Annotated in this window: 15 protein-coding genes; 2 read left to right on the top strand and 13 right to left on the bottom strand. The window is 33.3% G+C overall.

Features of this window, described 5'->3' with window-relative positions; all coding sequences use genetic code 11:
- Position 1: 1 nt before the first annotated feature.
- The 9 genes from ACKX2A_RS15415 to ACKX2A_RS15375 are packed head-to-tail and all read right to left on the bottom strand — an operon-like array spanning position 2 to position 6,969.
- On the bottom strand, positions 2 to 976 hold the full coding sequence (locus tag ACKX2A_RS15415) for a LysM peptidoglycan-binding domain-containing protein (RefSeq protein WP_415325648.1): 975 nt from the start codon (positions 974 to 976) through the stop codon (positions 2 to 4).
- Positions 977 to 985: 9 nt separating this feature from the next.
- Positions 986 to 1,414 carry a GPW/gp25 family protein gene (locus ACKX2A_RS15410; protein WP_415325647.1) on the bottom strand — a complete coding sequence of 143 codons (429 nt, stop codon included), beginning with the start codon at positions 1,412 to 1,414 and terminating at the stop codon, positions 986 to 988.
- Between the two features lie 25 nt (positions 1,415 to 1,439).
- Positions 1,440 to 2,138 (bottom strand): hypothetical protein, encoded by a 699-nt coding sequence (locus tag ACKX2A_RS15405; RefSeq protein WP_415325645.1) that lies wholly within the window; start codon positions 2,136 to 2,138, stop codon positions 1,440 to 1,442.
- A gap of 5 nt (positions 2,139 to 2,143) precedes the next feature.
- Positions 2,144 to 2,701, bottom strand: coding sequence for a hypothetical protein (locus ACKX2A_RS15400; RefSeq protein WP_415325644.1), 558 nt, complete (start codon positions 2,699 to 2,701; stop codon positions 2,144 to 2,146).
- A 9-nt stretch (positions 2,702 to 2,710) separates the two neighbouring features.
- Complete coding sequence (gene tssO, locus ACKX2A_RS15395; RefSeq protein ID WP_415325642.1) at positions 2,711 to 3,223, bottom strand: type VI secretion system TssO; 513 nt, start codon at positions 3,221 to 3,223, stop codon at positions 2,711 to 2,713.
- A gap of 19 nt (positions 3,224 to 3,242) precedes the next feature.
- Positions 3,243 to 4,403 carry a hypothetical protein gene (locus tag ACKX2A_RS15390; protein WP_415325640.1) on the bottom strand — a complete coding sequence of 387 codons (1,161 nt, stop codon included), beginning with the start codon at positions 4,401 to 4,403 and terminating at the stop codon, positions 3,243 to 3,245.
- A gap of 14 nt (positions 4,404 to 4,417) precedes the next feature.
- Complete coding sequence (locus tag ACKX2A_RS15385; protein ID WP_415325638.1) at positions 4,418 to 5,374, bottom strand: TssN family type VI secretion system protein; 957 nt, start codon at positions 5,372 to 5,374, stop codon at positions 4,418 to 4,420.
- Positions 5,375 to 5,395: 21 nt separating this feature from the next.
- On the bottom strand, positions 5,396 to 6,331 hold the full coding sequence (locus ACKX2A_RS15380) for a hypothetical protein (protein WP_415325636.1): 936 nt from the start codon (positions 6,329 to 6,331) through the stop codon (positions 5,396 to 5,398).
- A 2-nt stretch (positions 6,332 to 6,333) separates the two neighbouring features.
- On the bottom strand, positions 6,334 to 6,969 hold the full coding sequence (locus tag ACKX2A_RS15375) for an NlpC/P60 family protein (protein ID WP_415325635.1): 636 nt from the start codon (positions 6,967 to 6,969) through the stop codon (positions 6,334 to 6,336).
- A 120-nt stretch (positions 6,970 to 7,089) separates the two neighbouring features.
- Between ACKX2A_RS15375 and ACKX2A_RS15370 the strand changes: the two genes are divergently transcribed.
- The gene (locus ACKX2A_RS15370) at positions 7,090 to 8,154 is read left to right on the top strand and encodes a PKD domain-containing protein (protein ID WP_415325633.1); all 1,065 of its coding nucleotides are present in this window, start codon (positions 7,090 to 7,092) and stop codon (positions 8,152 to 8,154) included.
- A 503-nt stretch (positions 8,155 to 8,657) separates the two neighbouring features.
- Positions 8,658 to 9,686, top strand: coding sequence for a LacI family DNA-binding transcriptional regulator (locus tag ACKX2A_RS15365; RefSeq protein WP_415325632.1), 1,029 nt, complete (start codon positions 8,658 to 8,660; stop codon positions 9,684 to 9,686).
- Positions 9,687 to 10,026: 340 nt separating this feature from the next.
- Here the strand turns inward: ACKX2A_RS15365 and ACKX2A_RS15360 are convergent, their stop codons facing one another.
- The 4 genes from ACKX2A_RS15360 to ACKX2A_RS15345 all read right to left on the bottom strand — a co-directional run bounded on the left by ACKX2A_RS15360 (position 10,027) and on the right by ACKX2A_RS15345 (position 15,690).
- Positions 10,027 to 10,617 (bottom strand): dual specificity protein phosphatase family protein, encoded by a 591-nt coding sequence (locus ACKX2A_RS15360; protein ID WP_415325630.1) that lies wholly within the window; start codon positions 10,615 to 10,617, stop codon positions 10,027 to 10,029.
- Between the two features lie 171 nt (positions 10,618 to 10,788).
- A complete protein-coding gene (locus tag ACKX2A_RS15355; RefSeq protein ID WP_415325629.1) occupies positions 10,789 to 12,405 on the bottom strand; it encodes a UxaA family hydrolase in 1,617 nt (538 codons plus the stop codon).
- Between the two features lie 5 nt (positions 12,406 to 12,410).
- Positions 12,411 to 13,874 carry a tagaturonate reductase gene (locus ACKX2A_RS15350; RefSeq protein ID WP_415325627.1) on the bottom strand — a complete coding sequence of 488 codons (1,464 nt, stop codon included), beginning with the start codon at positions 13,872 to 13,874 and terminating at the stop codon, positions 12,411 to 12,413.
- A 283-nt stretch (positions 13,875 to 14,157) separates the two neighbouring features.
- A complete protein-coding gene (locus ACKX2A_RS15345; RefSeq protein WP_415325626.1) occupies positions 14,158 to 15,690 on the bottom strand; it encodes an MFS transporter in 1,533 nt (510 codons plus the stop codon).
- Between the last annotated feature and the right edge of the window lie 11 nt (positions 15,691 to 15,701).

Below are 15,701 nucleotides of genomic sequence, written 5' to 3'. Positions count from 1 at the left end.
ATTATTGTGTTTGTGTAATGATGATATTTAAATTTTCAAACCAGTCTTTCAATTTTATTTTTGCACATTGTAGAATATTTGTTTTCAAATTAAATCGATATTCTGCTTCAGCCACCATTTCATTTTCTTCATTTTGTCTCGATATTTCCTGTGAAATTGTATATATCTGATCTTGCAATTCGCTTTGTAAAACTTTATGAATTACATTAAAATCACAATTCAACAATTTGATTTTCTTTTCGCTAATTCCATTTTCATAAAATCCTAAGTAAGAATTTAGCACCAAGATCCAAAGTAGATTTTCATTCAAAAATTGCCTTAGTTTCTCTTTATCCGAAAGCCTACACTGAATTTCATCTAAAAACATTTTTCCAATCTCACCTTCATAAAACTCATACAAATCTGAGGCATTATTTTTCCAGTTTTTCTGAAGATTTGGTAACTCATTAATTTTTTCAATTTCCCCTTTTTTATTCATCATCAATTCTACAGGAAAGAAATTTTTATTAATATCAGAAGCCATTTCTTCGACAGAATTATCAAGATCTTCATCATTAAATTTTAATCCTTTTTGATTGATTTTAATGAAAAACATTTCGTCTACTTCCTTCAAATGTTCAATTTCAAAAATGAAAATATGAACACCTTTTTCATCTATAATTTCAATTTTATAAACGTGTCTTCCTTTCCAAAAAGGGAAAATAAAATTTCGGTTTAAAAGTATTTTTTGTTGATTTTCAAAATGTTCATGAACTCTGTTTTTTCTTGCATTCAAAACTTTTAAAATATCCTCTTTTTGCGGCACAAACAACTCAAACCCAGAATCGATTTCCCATCCAATACAGTTTCTATGATCAGGAACCATTTTATTATGAAAATCACGAAGAATCGTCACTTCGGGAATCTCGTACATCGTCGCGATTTCCTCAAGCGTTTCTCCTTTTTTCACGATATGTGTTTTTATAAAAATGTCCATCACAATATTTTAATATGACAACGGTCCTACAAAAAATGAATTCTGAAATAAAAACGGACGGTTCGTTTCCAAAACCATGCCTTTTACAGCAATATTTACCCGTTTTTTCATTCGCTTTTTTCCTAATCTACCAATATTTTCATCATGGATATAAACATCAACATCAGATAATTGAAGACGTTTTTCATGCGCTACAATTGCTTTTTTTAAAGAATTTGTAATAAATTCTCTCAACTGATTATCGCTTTTCAAAAGATCAAAATCCATCTCCCAAATCTCTGATCCGAAAGATTCATCGAACTTGCACTCGTCCAAAGAAGTTGTTGCAATCAAGAAAATTTGTTGTGCAATAGAATTATCAATGGAAATTTTTTCTGCGTCTTTTCTTTCTGTAATTGCTCCGAAATCAATCGGTATTTTATAATAAATTCCTTTCATGATTATACTTTTTGATGTTGTGTTTTTATAAATAAATTACTCTACGTGCTTTTCCTTTTTCATCAAATTCAAAATTCTTTGGAATATTTTTCCTTTTAATGATTTGCAGTTCAATTTTTGGAGTCAGTTTCAACAATTTTTCTCGGTACAAAATGTCTCCGATGAAGCTCATTCCGTTATTCTGATCGACAATCATGAAATATTTTGAGATATCTTCAGGCTTTTTAAAATCATTAATTTCACCTGCAAACAACATTACATTTTCTCCGTTTCCGGATAATTTATAACTTAAACTCTTCTCGGATAAACTTCTGTATTTTGATAAATTAAAATTTTCAACCGTTTCCAGTTCAGGTTCAAAAGAAATATTTTCATAGAGATATGAAGTTTTATCAAATTTTTTAAACCCTAAAAAAGACAGCCAACTTTTCTTTGTTTTAGATTTTACAAATTGTAAAGTATCTCGAGTTACCTGATAAACCGTTGTTTCTTCTGTTTTATCATCTGTTACCACCATTTTATAGGTTGGAATTTCCACTTTGTGATCTCCGAATTTCAATTGAATTTTCCCAACTTCCTGATCAGAAATAATCATAGAAATGGTATATTTCCTCAAACCGGAATCTGACCTAACAATAATCTCTCCGTCTTCCTTCGCATGGAAAACAGAGTGTTTATCTTTTGATATTCCAAGATTTAAATTCAATTCAGGAAGCGGACTCATGGTTATTATTTTTCTTTTTTAATTTTAACCTCATCCGATTTTTTCACTTGATAAGCGGAAAGACAATCAATCTGATTATCAATATTATAATTATCAAAATCAGTCACATACAATTCGTAATTCTTCTTGTATGTATAAATCTTGACCATTGTAATTTCGTTTCCTTTCAAATTCTCTAATTCCTTCTTTTTCAATTGTCTGGCAAAAAAACCTTCACAGTTTAAAGGATAGTCATTTTGAAGCGTAATAATCTCCCCTGATTTAAAATAGACATCTACATTTTTATCTTTTTTAATACAAACATTATCCGCTAAAATCTGTAAATAGATGAATATTTTATTCTTTCTTTTTCCCAACTGCAATGTCCCGTAAGTATGCTTTTCATTATTAATTTTTAAATGTAAAGGCATCGTGCTGGCGAAAAACTTTTTATCTAGCTTTTGTTTCGTTTGCTCAATTCCGCAATCGAAACGCACAAATGTAGAATCCGAGGAAACTTTCTGCGCTTTCAGAAAAAACACAAAAAAAATCAGGAAAAAGAAAATGATTTTAAACCTTTTCATACCAATATTTTATTGTGCCTGATAAAGCTGTCTGCAAACTTCGAGATCGGTCTTCATTTTATCATATTCTGCTTTCAAAGTTTTATTGATTGAGCTTAAACTATCCATCGTCATCTGATTTCCGGAAAGTTGTTTAATTTGTTTTTTAGCATCAATAAGATCTTTATATCCAATGATAGCGTTGTTGTACAAAACTTTATTTTTCAGAGTATCTTTGGGCAATTGTTTATACATATCCGCAAGAATTGACAACGCCAATTTTTCATTAAAAAAATCATTCTGATTCGGTGTTCCGATAGAGTCTGTCGCTGCCTTTACTTTTTCCAACTGAAAGGAAAATTTGTCCTGAGTTTCCATTTCTTTTTTCATTTTAGCGTTTTCAGATTTTAATAAACTATTTTCTTTAAAGGGAAAATATGCATTAAATAAAATCGCTGTTATCAAAATAATAATGGTTATCATGAAGAATAATATGAACATAGAAAATGCTTTCGATCGTTCTCTTTTATTAAGTACTTCCATAATATTTGTGTTTTAATTTTTAATCTGCTAAGAAAGTTCGGCTGCGTTTTGAATGGATCACAGCATCTCGGTCATCCGTATTTTCGGAAACAAAAATACTTCCGTCTTTTTTCTTCCCGATGTAATCTAATCTGCTGAGAACAGAAAATAATTCCTCCAAAGTTTTCATGAATTTTACAATTTTTGCAATCACAAGATCCATCTGATTATGATTGTATTCTGCATTGATAACTTCTGAAAAAATTACCTCAAAATTTCCTTGACTGACGTTGCACCATTCTGCAAAATAATTCAGTAGTTCTTCTTTGCCTGCACCCGATCTTGCATCGATAAAATTCTTGATTGTTCTTGCCATCGCAACCACCGACAAAAGCATATGGGCAGGTTCTATATGGGGTGACATCCACCGGAATTTATTGATCTCTTTTCCTAAATAATTCAATGTTTTGTCTGTCAAAAGCTCCATCATTTGCGCCAAAGCATTGGTTTGTTTTTTACCGTAAATTTTTTGTGCAATCTGTACAGAATACAATTCAATCTGCCCGTAAAAACGATCAATTTCGACAAATAATTCCTGTAATCTTTTATGACTTGATACAGAAACCGATGGTGGAATATAGTTATCATCAATTCGTGATTCATTAGCATTAACGAAAATTTTTCCGATCGTTAAATAATTCGAACCAAAACCTAATACATTTTTTAGTTCAGTTTCAGGAATTAAATTCAGTGAATATTCTGGCTGAGTAAAAGGATATCTTGGAGGGTTTTCCTCCGGATCCGGCTCTCCAAAGGGAGTTCTTTTAAAATGATTGACCGAAAGACAGGCAAAAAGCACAAAGCTTTCGTTCTCTTTTATCTCATAAACAGCTTCGGGATAAGGTAGCGACAAAGACATCGCATCTGCAGTTCCTTCTCCGATATCTATTCTAGATCCGTTTGGCGTAATCGCATAACATTGATCGACTTTTACTCTTAATAATTTATGATTATCAATAATCAGATTCATTTTTATTGAATCATTTACAGGCAACAATCCGTAGTTAATCATAGAAGTATGAATCCCTACAGAATCGCGAATAAAATCATTCATAAAATCCTGAACTGCATTAAAGTGCGTTTTATTGATTTTCATTCCATCAATCCAGTTTACCGGAAAATGGTTTAGTTTTTCTATCATTTGGGTGTATTTTTTTAATTGGCGTTTTCTTCTGTTTGTTTTTTCTGTGTGTACTCAAAATCCGTTTTCAATTCTTTTTTTTCATTCATCACGTCTTTTGTTCTCATGCAAAAAATAACACTGTTTTCTTCAATTCCATTCATGTAAAGAGTGAGTTCCGGATCGATATATTTTGTGCTTTCATACCATTTTGGCTGAAGGAAAAACACCCAATTGTACAATCCATTTTCATCTTCCGTTTCAATTGGATTTTCAGAATGCTTTTCATTATAATCGACCACAAAAGTGTAGAATAGTTTTCCAAAGTCGATTCTTGTAGGACCTTTTGCTCGGTAAGTGCTGTATTTTGTTGCTTCTTTATCTTTATCCATCAAAAAACTGAAAACTACAAGATCTCTCATTTCTTCATCTTCAAGATTGGCTAATTCAATATAGTTTTCTGGAAATTGCCATGTTTTATAAATTTTTGGAGGAATTAGCATTGCTCGATTGAAAGTATCATTCAAAAATGTCGGAATAAAGAAAATAATAAAATGTCCCAACATCAGATAAACGAAATCTGAACCATTTAAAAATGTATAAATCAGCGAAAAAGGGATCAAGGCAAAACAAACTGCTACTAAAGCAAAAAGATATTCCGTTCCTGTTTTTTTTGAATTAAATTTCTGAAGAACGCTTCTGTAAAGGCAACAGTGAATAATCCCCAGAACCAGCGAACTTATTTGATAAAAAATAAATTCATACATATTCTCATCAGAGAAAAGTTTATTATAGCCAAGTAAGGCAATTACTGCATAAACAAAGGCAAAAGAAAATACATAAGTGTAATATTTTCCTTTAAATTTTTGCTTAAAATCAGGAACTTTTTGGCTAAAAAGCATCGTAAGAATCACACAAAGCGCCAAAACGATGAAAATCATCACCAAAAGTTTGGGGTCTAAAAGATTAATAAAATATTTTTTAATGTTCATTAGTGCTTGTATTTGTGTTTTTTAAATTCGTGTATTATAGCCTAAAATTGGTATTTCTGTCGTTTTAAATTCAAAATCCTGTTTTTCTTTGGGAAGAAGAATTATTGTATTGATTTCAACTTCAAGTGGAAAAAAATGATCATAAAATATTTCAATGAATTTTTTCATTTTTCCATCATGGATATAATCTATAAAAGATTGATTTCTCAATGGACCAATACTGATATCCAGATGATTAGAATAATCATCATAAGTTGTTCCCGCAATTAAATCCAATCCTAAACGACTCATCCCCAATTCTATATTTTGGTCTTCATCCGAATATTTATGATGTCCTTTGTATGAAATATTTACATCTTCTTCTATCAAAACCGAAAGAATATGACAGGTATAATCGATGTCACCTACAATTTTATAAGCAAAAGGAAGCAATCTGATAAATTTAGAAACCAAAAGCGGTGGAAGATTCTTATCAATTCCCCAGAAATCATAAAACATCTCAGGAGCGAGATAGCTATTTAATTCAAATAAAAAATTGTTTTCAAAATTTTTCACTTCCACTCCATACCTGAACATTTCATTTTCAAAAGGTTGAAAAAAATTTCGGGTAGTTCTCTGTTGTTTTTTCTGTGTCTGATATTCTCTAATCATCACATCAACATCTTTTTCAGGAGCATCATTTTTTGCATCGTGGGAAATATTTTCCGGAAGCATGTCATAAATACTGTCGCGGGAAAGATTCAACTGCAAAATCTGTTTGCTATCGTAGTCAAAATCCACAAGTTCAGATCCCAAAATATCAAAACGATAGGTACGGGAAAACTGTCCTTCATTTTGAACGATATATTGATTTTCTCCGATTTCATTATTTTTGAGTAAATCATTTACCACAACCTCTGCTCTTATATCATATTTTAAAGCATTGATTTCGGAAATGAGAGTCTGCAAGTTTTCCATGGTTATTTTTGCTTTAAACGTCCTGCCGCTACATATCTCAGTTGAAAATAAGGATCATTAAAATTGTAAATATTAAGACCACTTTCAGTACACGCTACAATTCGGTCATTGTGCAGATAAATTCCAACATCCGAAATAGGATGCGCCTTGTCATATCTGAAAAATATAATATCACCCTCCTGTAAAAAAGCTCTTCCCGTAAAAAGTTGAATATCTTTTGAGCGGAAAATTCCGTCTGGAGTTTTAGAAAAGGTTTGATCATAAATATCACTGTACAAGGATTGTACAAAATAAGAAGCATCTACACCCACATTTTTCTCAAGCATTTGCTTTTTGTAGGGAGTTTCAAGCCATTGATCGATATAAGTATACAATTTATAATCCTGAATATCTTTAGGCATTACGCCCATGATAATAGAATATTTTTCTTTAATTTTTAAAATATCATCGCTTAAACCTTCGGAATTATCGTTTACAACAGAATATATGGAATCTATTTTATTCTCTTGCTCTTGTTTAGATTTAAAATATTCATCAGAAGAATATTTATAAGGAATTTCTTTAATGTATTTCTTAGTTCCGCATGAATAAAATATTACATACACAACAAATACATATAAATACGTGTTATTTTTCATTTTTTCATTTGTGTTTGTGCAAATATATAAATTTTTCTATATGATAATTAAAAATTTAATAAATTATTTTTGTCAATAAAAAAATCCTGAATATCTTTGCGAAAACACAAATTAATTACGATGAAAAAAAACAGTCGCACATTTTTTTTGAATGTAGATTATAAGATCTATATCTGTTTTGGCATAATGCTCATTGCAAGTCTTTTACTCCTTATCTATCAATTTACACGTCATGTCGATTGTGAGAATGCTAAGTTTTTGGTACATGCAGATGAGTATGTTATCAACCGTGTTGTTGAATTTCAGGATAATACAGAAGGTGCGAAAAGTTGGGAGTGGGATTTCGGTGATAGTACCGCTGTTGATAAAAGACAAATTACTTTTCATAAATATAAAAAGCCTGGAGATTATATCATTAAATTAAAAATTAATGGAAATTGTGTACACGAAAAACCAATTACCATTACAAGTATTAGTCAGGAAACAGGCTATTTGCCAATGATTATTTCACCAACGGTTGTTACTGTAGGAGAAAATGTGCAGTTTGATGCAGTAAAAGAAGGTGGTGAATCTTGGGAATGGAGTTTTGGAGAGACTTCCAATACCGATGCTTTAGGAAAAACACCGAATTATAAATTTAAATCCGTTGGAGATAAAAAAATCACCTTGATTGTAAACGGAGATATTGAACATACTGCTGTAAAAACCATTTATGTCGCTCCGAAAACCATCACTGCCAAGCAAAAAATAGACATCAAATCGTATGAATTTGAGAAGCCTCATGTCGCATTTTCTTTACCAAGAGGCGAAGCGCAGAAAGATCCGATGGTAGATATGTTGCAATACATTCCTGTTTCTCCGCGAACAAAGTCGAAAAAAGATTCTGTGATTGCGGAGAAAAAAGCACCTGAGATTTCTAATGAACAATTTCAGCTATTGCTTAACCAAGTGGCTGCACAAGCCAAAACTAAGGATGATTTTAAGGATTATCTATGTGGAAATTTTGAAATTCCGGTTGTCATTAATGATCAGAAACTGATGCCTTTCGATCAGTTTTGTCAAAACTTAATGGGTAAAAAGATTAAAATTTCTGCTTTACGATTAAATAAAAACTCAAAAAACTGCATTCAAAACATCAGCATTCAATATAAAGTGAAGAAAATGATGATTTGGATGAAAGAGTAAATCGCACACTCAATTTATTTCTTGTATTTAAATTGATTATTTTTTATTGTTAGGCTTTCCTTTTTGGAAGGCCTTTTTCATTTTTCAAATAAATCTTTAAGCATCAGTTTTGGTTTAATTATATATTGTTAAAATCTTGGAGGAGATCGAAAAACTTTGGAAAAAGTAAATATTTTTTACATCAATACTTATAATTAATGGGCATCGATTTTCGGTGTCTTTTTTTGGTTAGATTAAGCTTCCGTTTTGTATGACAAGCTTTCATTTTTAAGACAAAAATCCATTTGATATTCGATAAATATCATGTTTTTAATTTAAGTATTATCTAATATAAATAAAAGATAATTAAGCATTTATCTACAATTTTGGTTTAATATAATTTTAATCTTCTACAATGTTGTATAAAATACATAAAATTTCCTTTTTTGTAGATATAATTTGATTAAATTTACGTCAACAATCAGCCAAAATTTTTGGTAAAAAACAGCTTCAAAAAAACTTGTATGAATAAAAAAAGTGCCACGATATACGATATTTCGAAAAAACTAAATGTAAGTGTGGCTACTGTTTCGAGAGCACTTAACGATCACCCAAGAATAAGCCAGGCAACGAAAGATCTGGTAAAGAAAACTGCGAAAGAAATGAACTATAAGCAGAACAATCTTGCCAAAGCCCTCAAAAGTGGTGAAACCAAAAACGTAGGAATCATCGTTCCTTTCGTAAATACCAACTTTTTCTCGTCCGTCATTCGTGGAATTGAAGAAGAGCTTTCTCCGTTTGGTTATCATGTGATTATCTGCCAAAGTCATGAAGATGTAAATATTGAAAAAAGACACTTAAACACCTTGCTTAACGCGCAGGTTGACGGGATTTTTATGTCGGTATCCAAGACGACTGTGGATACGGAACATATTCAAAGTATTTTGGATACTACCAACACTCCGATTATATTTTTTGACAGAAAAAAAGATATTGCGGGAATCAGCACAGTTGTAATTGATGACTACAAAGGCGGTTACATTGCGACTGAACATTTGATTAACGAAGGTTATAAAAATATTTGTCATTTTTCAGGAGATTTAAATCTTGAAATCTACCAAAACCGTCTTAACGGCTATAAACAGGCTTTAATTGATCATAATTTAAGTGTAAAAGAAGAAAACATCATTACCACCGGAAGTTCGATCGATGCAGGAATTGAAGCCATCAAAAAACTTTGGGTAAAGAAATCCACTCCGGATGCGATTTTCTCTTCGAGTGATTTTGCTGCATTGGGCGCTTGTCAGGAACTGAAAAAACGGAAGATTAAAATTCCTGAAGAAGTCGCTGTTATCGGCTTTTCCAACGAACCTTTCACCCAATTTATGGAGCTTCCGATGAGTTCGGTAGATCAAACTCCCGTGACGATGGGTAAAATGGCGGGACAGGTCTTTCTTGAAAGCGTAAAAGAAAATGGGTCGGGAGTTTCTACGGAGAAAAAGGTGGTTTTAGCACCACAAATTTTTATTAGGAAGTCTTCGAAAAGAAAGTAATTTCTTTTGTCTTACAATAAAAGTTCAAGACTTAGAATCTGAATGATAAAAATTATTTCTGTCTACTAAAAATTTTAAAATTTGTACGATAACTAAATTTGTTCTTCGATTTAACATCTGTGTTATGCTTCGAGCAGTAAAATTTTCTTAATGTTTTCAGAATTAATTTTCTTAACGCTTCAGTTTACTATGTCGTTATCTATCATTTCAGATGAATTTGTTACTCTAATAAAGAATATTAATCAATTTCATAGAATTTTTGGCTAAAGCCAATCATTGTTCGTTTTAGTTAAAACGGGCTAAAAACCATTCCTATTGATGAAAATTACTAATAAAATAGTTACTTTTTTTCTCTTTTCTTATAATTTGTAAGATAAATTCCTTTCTGTGAATCTTTTGAAAAATTAGTACCAAATTCCCAAAACTCACGGGCATTGGCTCTGGCTTTTTCGTTGCTGAAATTTTCATACTCAATCCTATAAATTGAACTGAACAGGCGCGAACGACCAACACCGTGATGACAATGGATAAGGACTGGATAGTTTTTGGGATCATCCATTATTTTCAAAAATTTCTGAACTGTACTGTCTTGAGGAATCTGATCGGTAGGCAGATTAAAATAATGAAGACCTGCAATTTTATCTGCTGCGAATTCTTCATCGTTCACCTGCTCTTTTGTCTCTGGATTTAGTTTGGTCTGCACCAAGCCATCACGAAGATCTACAATGGTTTTTATTTTGTGATCACTAACAAAACCCGCCAATTTTTCAGGAGGAACAGCTCCAGAGTTGTAGACTTTATTTTCCGAAATCGTTACCAGATTATAACGAACTTTTTTCTGATAAAAAACAAATGCCAGAATCAGGGCGGCAATAATGACAAGTGAAATCAACATTCTTTTTACTATATTATTTTTGAAACTTAAATTCATAATTTTTGAAATAGAATTTTCAATACTACGAATCTACAATCTAATTTTTTATAATTGCCTAATATCATTAAAAATTTTAAGTTATATCCCAAAGAAAATGCTCCTTACAAAAGTAAGAAGCATTTTCAACCCTAATATTTATATAATTAAAACAATAATTATTAAATTAATTTACAAACTCACACCCCTTCTCCAAGGAATGAAGTCGTTTTGATTAAGAAGGTCGGCTTTGGTTTTTACTTCGCCGCTTGCGACCTTAATAATGTATTCCAAAAGTTCATCTGCTGCTTCTGGTATTGTTTTATCTCCGCTGATGACCGTACCTGCATTAAAATCAATAATATCCGGCATTTTTTCTGCTAAAACTGTATTGGATGAAATCTTTACGACCGGAGAAATTGGATTTCCCATTGGCGTTCCAAGACCCGTTGTGAAAAGAACCACTGTCGCCCCTGAACCCACTAAAGCGGTGGTACATTCGGCATCATTTCCGGGTGTGCACAAAAGATTGAGTCCTGGTTTTGTGGCATATTCTGTAAAATCAAGAACTTCTACAATTGGAGCTGCACCGCCTTTTTTGGCTGCTCCAGCGGATTTCATCGCATCGGTAATTAAACCGTCTTTGATGTTTCCGGGAGACGGATTCATATCAAAACCTGAACCTGCAGCAACGACTGATTTTTCAAAATCCTGCATCAGTTTAAGGAATTTTACACCGTCTTCATCATTGATGCAACGATTGACCAACTCCTGCTCTACTCCACACAATTCAGGGAATTCGGCAAGCATGGTTGTTCCGCCAACTGCCGCCATAATATCAGAAACTTCACCCAAAACAGGGTTTGCAGAAATTCCGGAGAAACCATCTGATCCGCCACATTCCAAACCAATATTCAGTTTGGTGATGGGTGCAGGTTTTCTTTCTATATTGTTAGCTTGTTTAATGCCTTCATAAGAATCTTTGATCACGCCGGTCAACATTTCATCGATCGTTCCTGATTTTTGCTGTTCGTAAACAACAATCGGTTTTTTGTTATTCGGAGCCAAAGCATGAAGTGCGTCCATAAAAATCTGCACCTGAAGATTCTGACAGCCCAGACTAAGAACCGTTGCTCCCGCAACATTAGGATTGTTCACATATCCTGCAAATAGCCTTCCCAATGCTTCGGCATCCTGACGAATTCCACCACAACCACCCTGGTGTGTGATGAATCTTACGTCGATATTTTTAAATACTCTAGTATCTTCTTCTTTTTCTTCCTCAACAACATCAGTTGCCCCGCCATTTAATAATGATCGTAATAAAAGCTGATGTTTGCTGGCTTTATCGTGAAGTAATTCTTTTTCAAAAATATCTTTTAATGTTTCGATATTCTTGTTTTCGCAGAATACCAGAGGAAAGAACAGCCAAACGTTTTCAGTTCCCACTTGTCCGTCTTCACGGTGATAGCCCATGAAAGTGCGGTCTTTCCATTTATCAACATTCGGTTGAGTCCAGCCTAAAGTAGCGGTTTTGCCTTCTACTTTTGCACTTTGGTGTTTTACATTTTCAGTCGTAATGACTTCACCTTTTTTGATGGACTGATTCGCTTTTCCAACGATTACGCCATACATAATAACATGGTCGCCATCTTCAAAATCTACAGCAGCAAACTTATGTTTAGCCTTAATATCTTTTACAACCGTATAATCTGTACCGTCAAGATGTACCGATTCTCCGGCGGGCAAATCCAACAGCGCTACAATAACGTTGTCTTTAGGATTTACTTTCAGTACTTTCTTTTGCATTTTTTCTAAGAATAAAATTGTATAAAGTTGTGATATGCAGTTTCCACGCCGTTGTGATCTATTTCCCACAAAGCTTTTGCCACTGCATCTTTCAAGCCTTCCACCTGAGTAAGGTCTGTGTCCCAGAAAGTTGTTTCACTTAATGACAGTTCTGCAACTTTTCCGTAATCTTCGTTTGTCCAGATTTCTTTGAATTTAGCAACGATAGCTTCTTCATCATTAATTGGCAACGATTTTTCACCGAAATTTCCCTGATAGAATCTGATTAAACTTGCTAAAGAAAAGACCAAATTCAACGGTAACTTTTTGTTGATCTCAACGTATCCTAACAAGCTTGGAAGAATTCTTACTTTAAATTTAGAAACAAAATACAAAGCGATACTTGCCTGATAATGTTTAATAAAAGGATTTCTGAATCTGTCGAAAACTTCTTCCGCAAAATCTTTTAATTCCGTTTTATCTAAACCTAAGGTAGTATTGACCTCATTAAAGATCGTTTCACTTAAAAATTTACCGACAAATGCATCATCGATAGATTCTTTTACCGTTTCCTTTCCTGATAAAATTGCAGGAGCCAGCATCAAAGTATGACCGCCATTTAGGATTCTTACTTTTCTCAAGCGATACGGCTGAATATCATCAACTACCAAAATCTGTTCGTTGATTTGATCGAAAGGAATTCTTTCCTTCAAATTTCCGGCTTCCTGGATGACAAAGAGTAAGAAACATTCCGAAACAACCATCATTTGGTCTTCATATTCCAGCTGATCTTCGTAAGATTCTACATCGTCTTTCGGATAACCCGGAATGATCCTGTCTACTAAGGTGTTATGAAAATAATTATTTTGTTCAATCCATTGCACAAATGATTCTTCTAAATTCCAAAGCTGCGCGTATTTAATGATAATATCTCTTAATGCAAAAGCATTGTCTTCAATTAATTCACAAGGAATAATTCTTAAACCTTTATCTTCTGCCCCATTGAAATGCTTGAATCTTTCGTGAAGCAAAACAGCTACTTTCGCAGGGAAATTCTTATGCGGACCTTGGTAGGAAACTTCTGTTTCATCATAAGCAATTCCTGTTTCAGTCGTATTTGAAAATACAAATTCTAATTCTTCTTCTTTCGCCAAAGCTAAGAATTCATCGTAATTTGCATAAGGATTAATTGACTTTTGAATCGCAGAAATCACCTGTTTTTCATCGTGGATTTCTCCTTTTTTAATTCCTCTGGTGAACAGCGTATACAAATTGTCCTGCTCTTCCATCTTCTGAATAGAGCCGTTTGGTGTTGCCTGTAAATTGACAACTCCACCTTTCCAATTGGTTTCTTTATTTAATTTATCAATTACATAATCTGTGAATCCTCTCATGAAATTTCCTCCACCAAACTGTACAATTTTAATAGGAAGTTTTTCCTGAGAATTGTTTAATTCACGATTTAATTTTTGTTTTATCTGATTTTCCATCTTTTCTAATATTGTTGCTTGCCTTGATTTAAATCTGTTTTTAAACACAAAGGGCGCAAAGATTTTCTTTTAAAACTTGATGTATATTTTTAAGTTCGCAAAGGCGTTTCACTTAAATAAGCACACAAAGTTTTTATTTACTTTCCATATATTTTAACCATTAATATTTATTAAGGGTTCAAGATTAATTAAGAGAAATAAATTTCTTGAGTCCGCACTTAAATTTGCCTGCAAATTCTTAATCATTCTTAACTTCTTAAATGTCCTTAATGGTTCAGTTATCTTATTTAATCACTTTATATTTTGGAACCAATGTTTTCATTACTGTCCATGCAATTAGATAGGCAACGGCGCAAACTGAAAAAATAATCATGTATCCTTTATCAATTCCGTCTACCACTACTGACCCTGATTTTTCTAGTTGCTCGAAGAATCCATCAGGTAATCTTTCGTTTATATATTGAGGATATTTTTCCAGCAACGGAGTTCCATCAACTGTTGACCAAGCTTTGTGAGCGTGATCGAACAAAACTCCTGAAGATTTATTAATGATGAATGAACCAATTCCTCCTGCCATTCCACCAATTCCGGTGATGGTTGCGATTGCTTTTTTCGGGAACATATCGCCCACGGTTGAAAAAATATTTGCCGACCAAGCCTGATGCGCAGCTCCTGCAATTCCGATAATCAAAACAGGAATCCAATAAGTAACTGAGCCTAGAGGTTGCGCCAATAAAGCCAGTAAGGGGAAAAATGCGAAAATCAACATTGCTTTCATTCTTCCGCTGTAGGCGTTCATTCCTTTCTTTTCGACAAAATATTTTGGAAGCCATCCTCCGATGATTGACAATAAAGTAATCATGTAAAGAACGAATAACGGGAATGCACTTTGTGTTGAATCCATTTTATAAACCGAGCTTAAATATGCCGGAGTCCAGAATAAAAAGAACCACCAAACGCCGTCTGTCATGAATTTTCCAAAAGCAAAAGCCCAAGTTTGTCTGTGACTGAAACATTCTTTGAAAGAGAATTTTCTTTCTTCTGTCTCTGTTGTATTTTCTTCAATCGGAAAATCTTCTACATCCTGCTGAATATACGTCAGTTCATGTTCATTAACTTTATGGTGCTCGTGAGGTTTTTTATAATAAAATACCCACAGTCCCATCCAGATAAATCCTAACGCACCGATGATGATAAACGCCCATTCCCACCCCATTGATTTTGCAATAAAAGGTATCGTAATCGGTGCTGCCAACGCTCCCACCGTTGCTCCTGCATTCCAAATACTTGTGGATAAAGCTCTGTCTTTTTTAGGAAAATATTCCGCCGTTGTTTTAATCGCTGCCGGGAAATTTCCTGCTTCACCAATGGCCAACACAAAACGTGCAAAGACAAACAACGAAACACTCGTGCTGATAATCGCCGAAGTATTGGAAACTGTTCCGATCAATTCTTTAGAACCGTGAAAACCAGCTAACCAGTTTCCAGTAAGAATACCCGATGTTGCAACTCCACAAAAAGCATGTAAAACAGCACCAATAGACCAAATTCCAATTGCCCAAAGGAAACCTTTTTTGGTATCCATCCAGTCTACAAATTTTCCTGCAAAAAGCATCCCGATCGCATAAAAAATAGAGAATAAAGCGGTGATATTCCCGTAATCGTTGTTATTCCAATGAAATTCGGGAGCGATAAAATCTTTCCAAGTTAATGATAAAACCTGACGATCCAGATAATTAATCGTTGTTGCAATGAACAGCAAAACGCAGATCGTCCATCTGAAATTCGTAGGTTTTGAAGATTTAACTGAACTCATATTAATTTTAG

The organism is Chryseobacterium sp. MMS23-Vi53, assembly GCF_047651245.1.
Taxonomy (GTDB): Bacteria; Bacteroidota; Bacteroidia; order Flavobacteriales; family Weeksellaceae; genus Chryseobacterium.
Note: the sequence above shows the minus strand (reverse complement) of the source record. Positions and strands in the feature narration are given on the sequence as shown.

Excerpts from the sequence above, each read along its gene's own strand:
- ACKX2A_RS15370 (WP_415325633.1), top strand. The coding sequence starts at position 7,090 with ATGAAAAAAAACAGTCGCACATTTTTTTTGAATGTAGATTATAAGATC.
- ACKX2A_RS15355 (WP_415325629.1), bottom strand. The coding sequence starts at position 12,405 with ATGCAAAAGAAAGTACTGAAAGTAAATCCTAAAGACAACGTTATTGTA.
- ACKX2A_RS15380 (WP_415325636.1), bottom strand. The coding sequence starts at position 6,331 with ATGGAAAACTTGCAGACTCTCATTTCCGAAATCAATGCTTTAAAATAT.
- ACKX2A_RS15385 (WP_415325638.1), bottom strand. The coding sequence starts at position 5,374 with ATGAACATTAAAAAATATTTTATTAATCTTTTAGACCCCAAACTTTTG.
- ACKX2A_RS15345 (WP_415325626.1), bottom strand. The coding sequence starts at position 15,690 with ATGAGTTCAGTTAAATCTTCAAAACCTACGAATTTCAGATGGACGATC.
- tssO (WP_415325642.1), bottom strand. The coding sequence starts at position 3,223 with ATGGAAGTACTTAATAAAAGAGAACGATCGAAAGCATTTTCTATGTTC.
- ACKX2A_RS15415 (WP_415325648.1), bottom strand. The coding sequence starts at position 976 with ATGGACATTTTTATAAAAACACATATCGTGAAAAAAGGAGAAACGCTT.
- ACKX2A_RS15360 (WP_415325630.1), bottom strand. The coding sequence starts at position 10,617 with ATGAATTTAAGTTTCAAAAATAATATAGTAAAAAGAATGTTGATTTCA.
- ACKX2A_RS15405 (WP_415325645.1), bottom strand. The coding sequence starts at position 2,138 with ATGAGTCCGCTTCCTGAATTGAATTTAAATCTTGGAATATCAAAAGAT.
- ACKX2A_RS15390 (WP_415325640.1), bottom strand. The coding sequence starts at position 4,403 with ATGATAGAAAAACTAAACCATTTTCCGGTAAACTGGATTGATGGAATG.
- ACKX2A_RS15350 (WP_415325627.1), bottom strand. The coding sequence starts at position 13,874 with ATGGAAAATCAGATAAAACAAAAATTAAATCGTGAATTAAACAATTCT.
- ACKX2A_RS15375 (WP_415325635.1), bottom strand. The coding sequence starts at position 6,969 with ATGAAAAATAACACGTATTTATATGTATTTGTTGTGTATGTAATATTT.
- ACKX2A_RS15400 (WP_415325644.1), bottom strand. The coding sequence starts at position 2,701 with ATGAAAAGGTTTAAAATCATTTTCTTTTTCCTGATTTTTTTTGTGTTT.
- ACKX2A_RS15365 (WP_415325632.1), top strand. The coding sequence starts at position 8,658 with ATGAATAAAAAAAGTGCCACGATATACGATATTTCGAAAAAACTAAAT.
- ACKX2A_RS15410 (WP_415325647.1), bottom strand. The coding sequence starts at position 1,414 with ATGAAAGGAATTTATTATAAAATACCGATTGATTTCGGAGCAATTACA.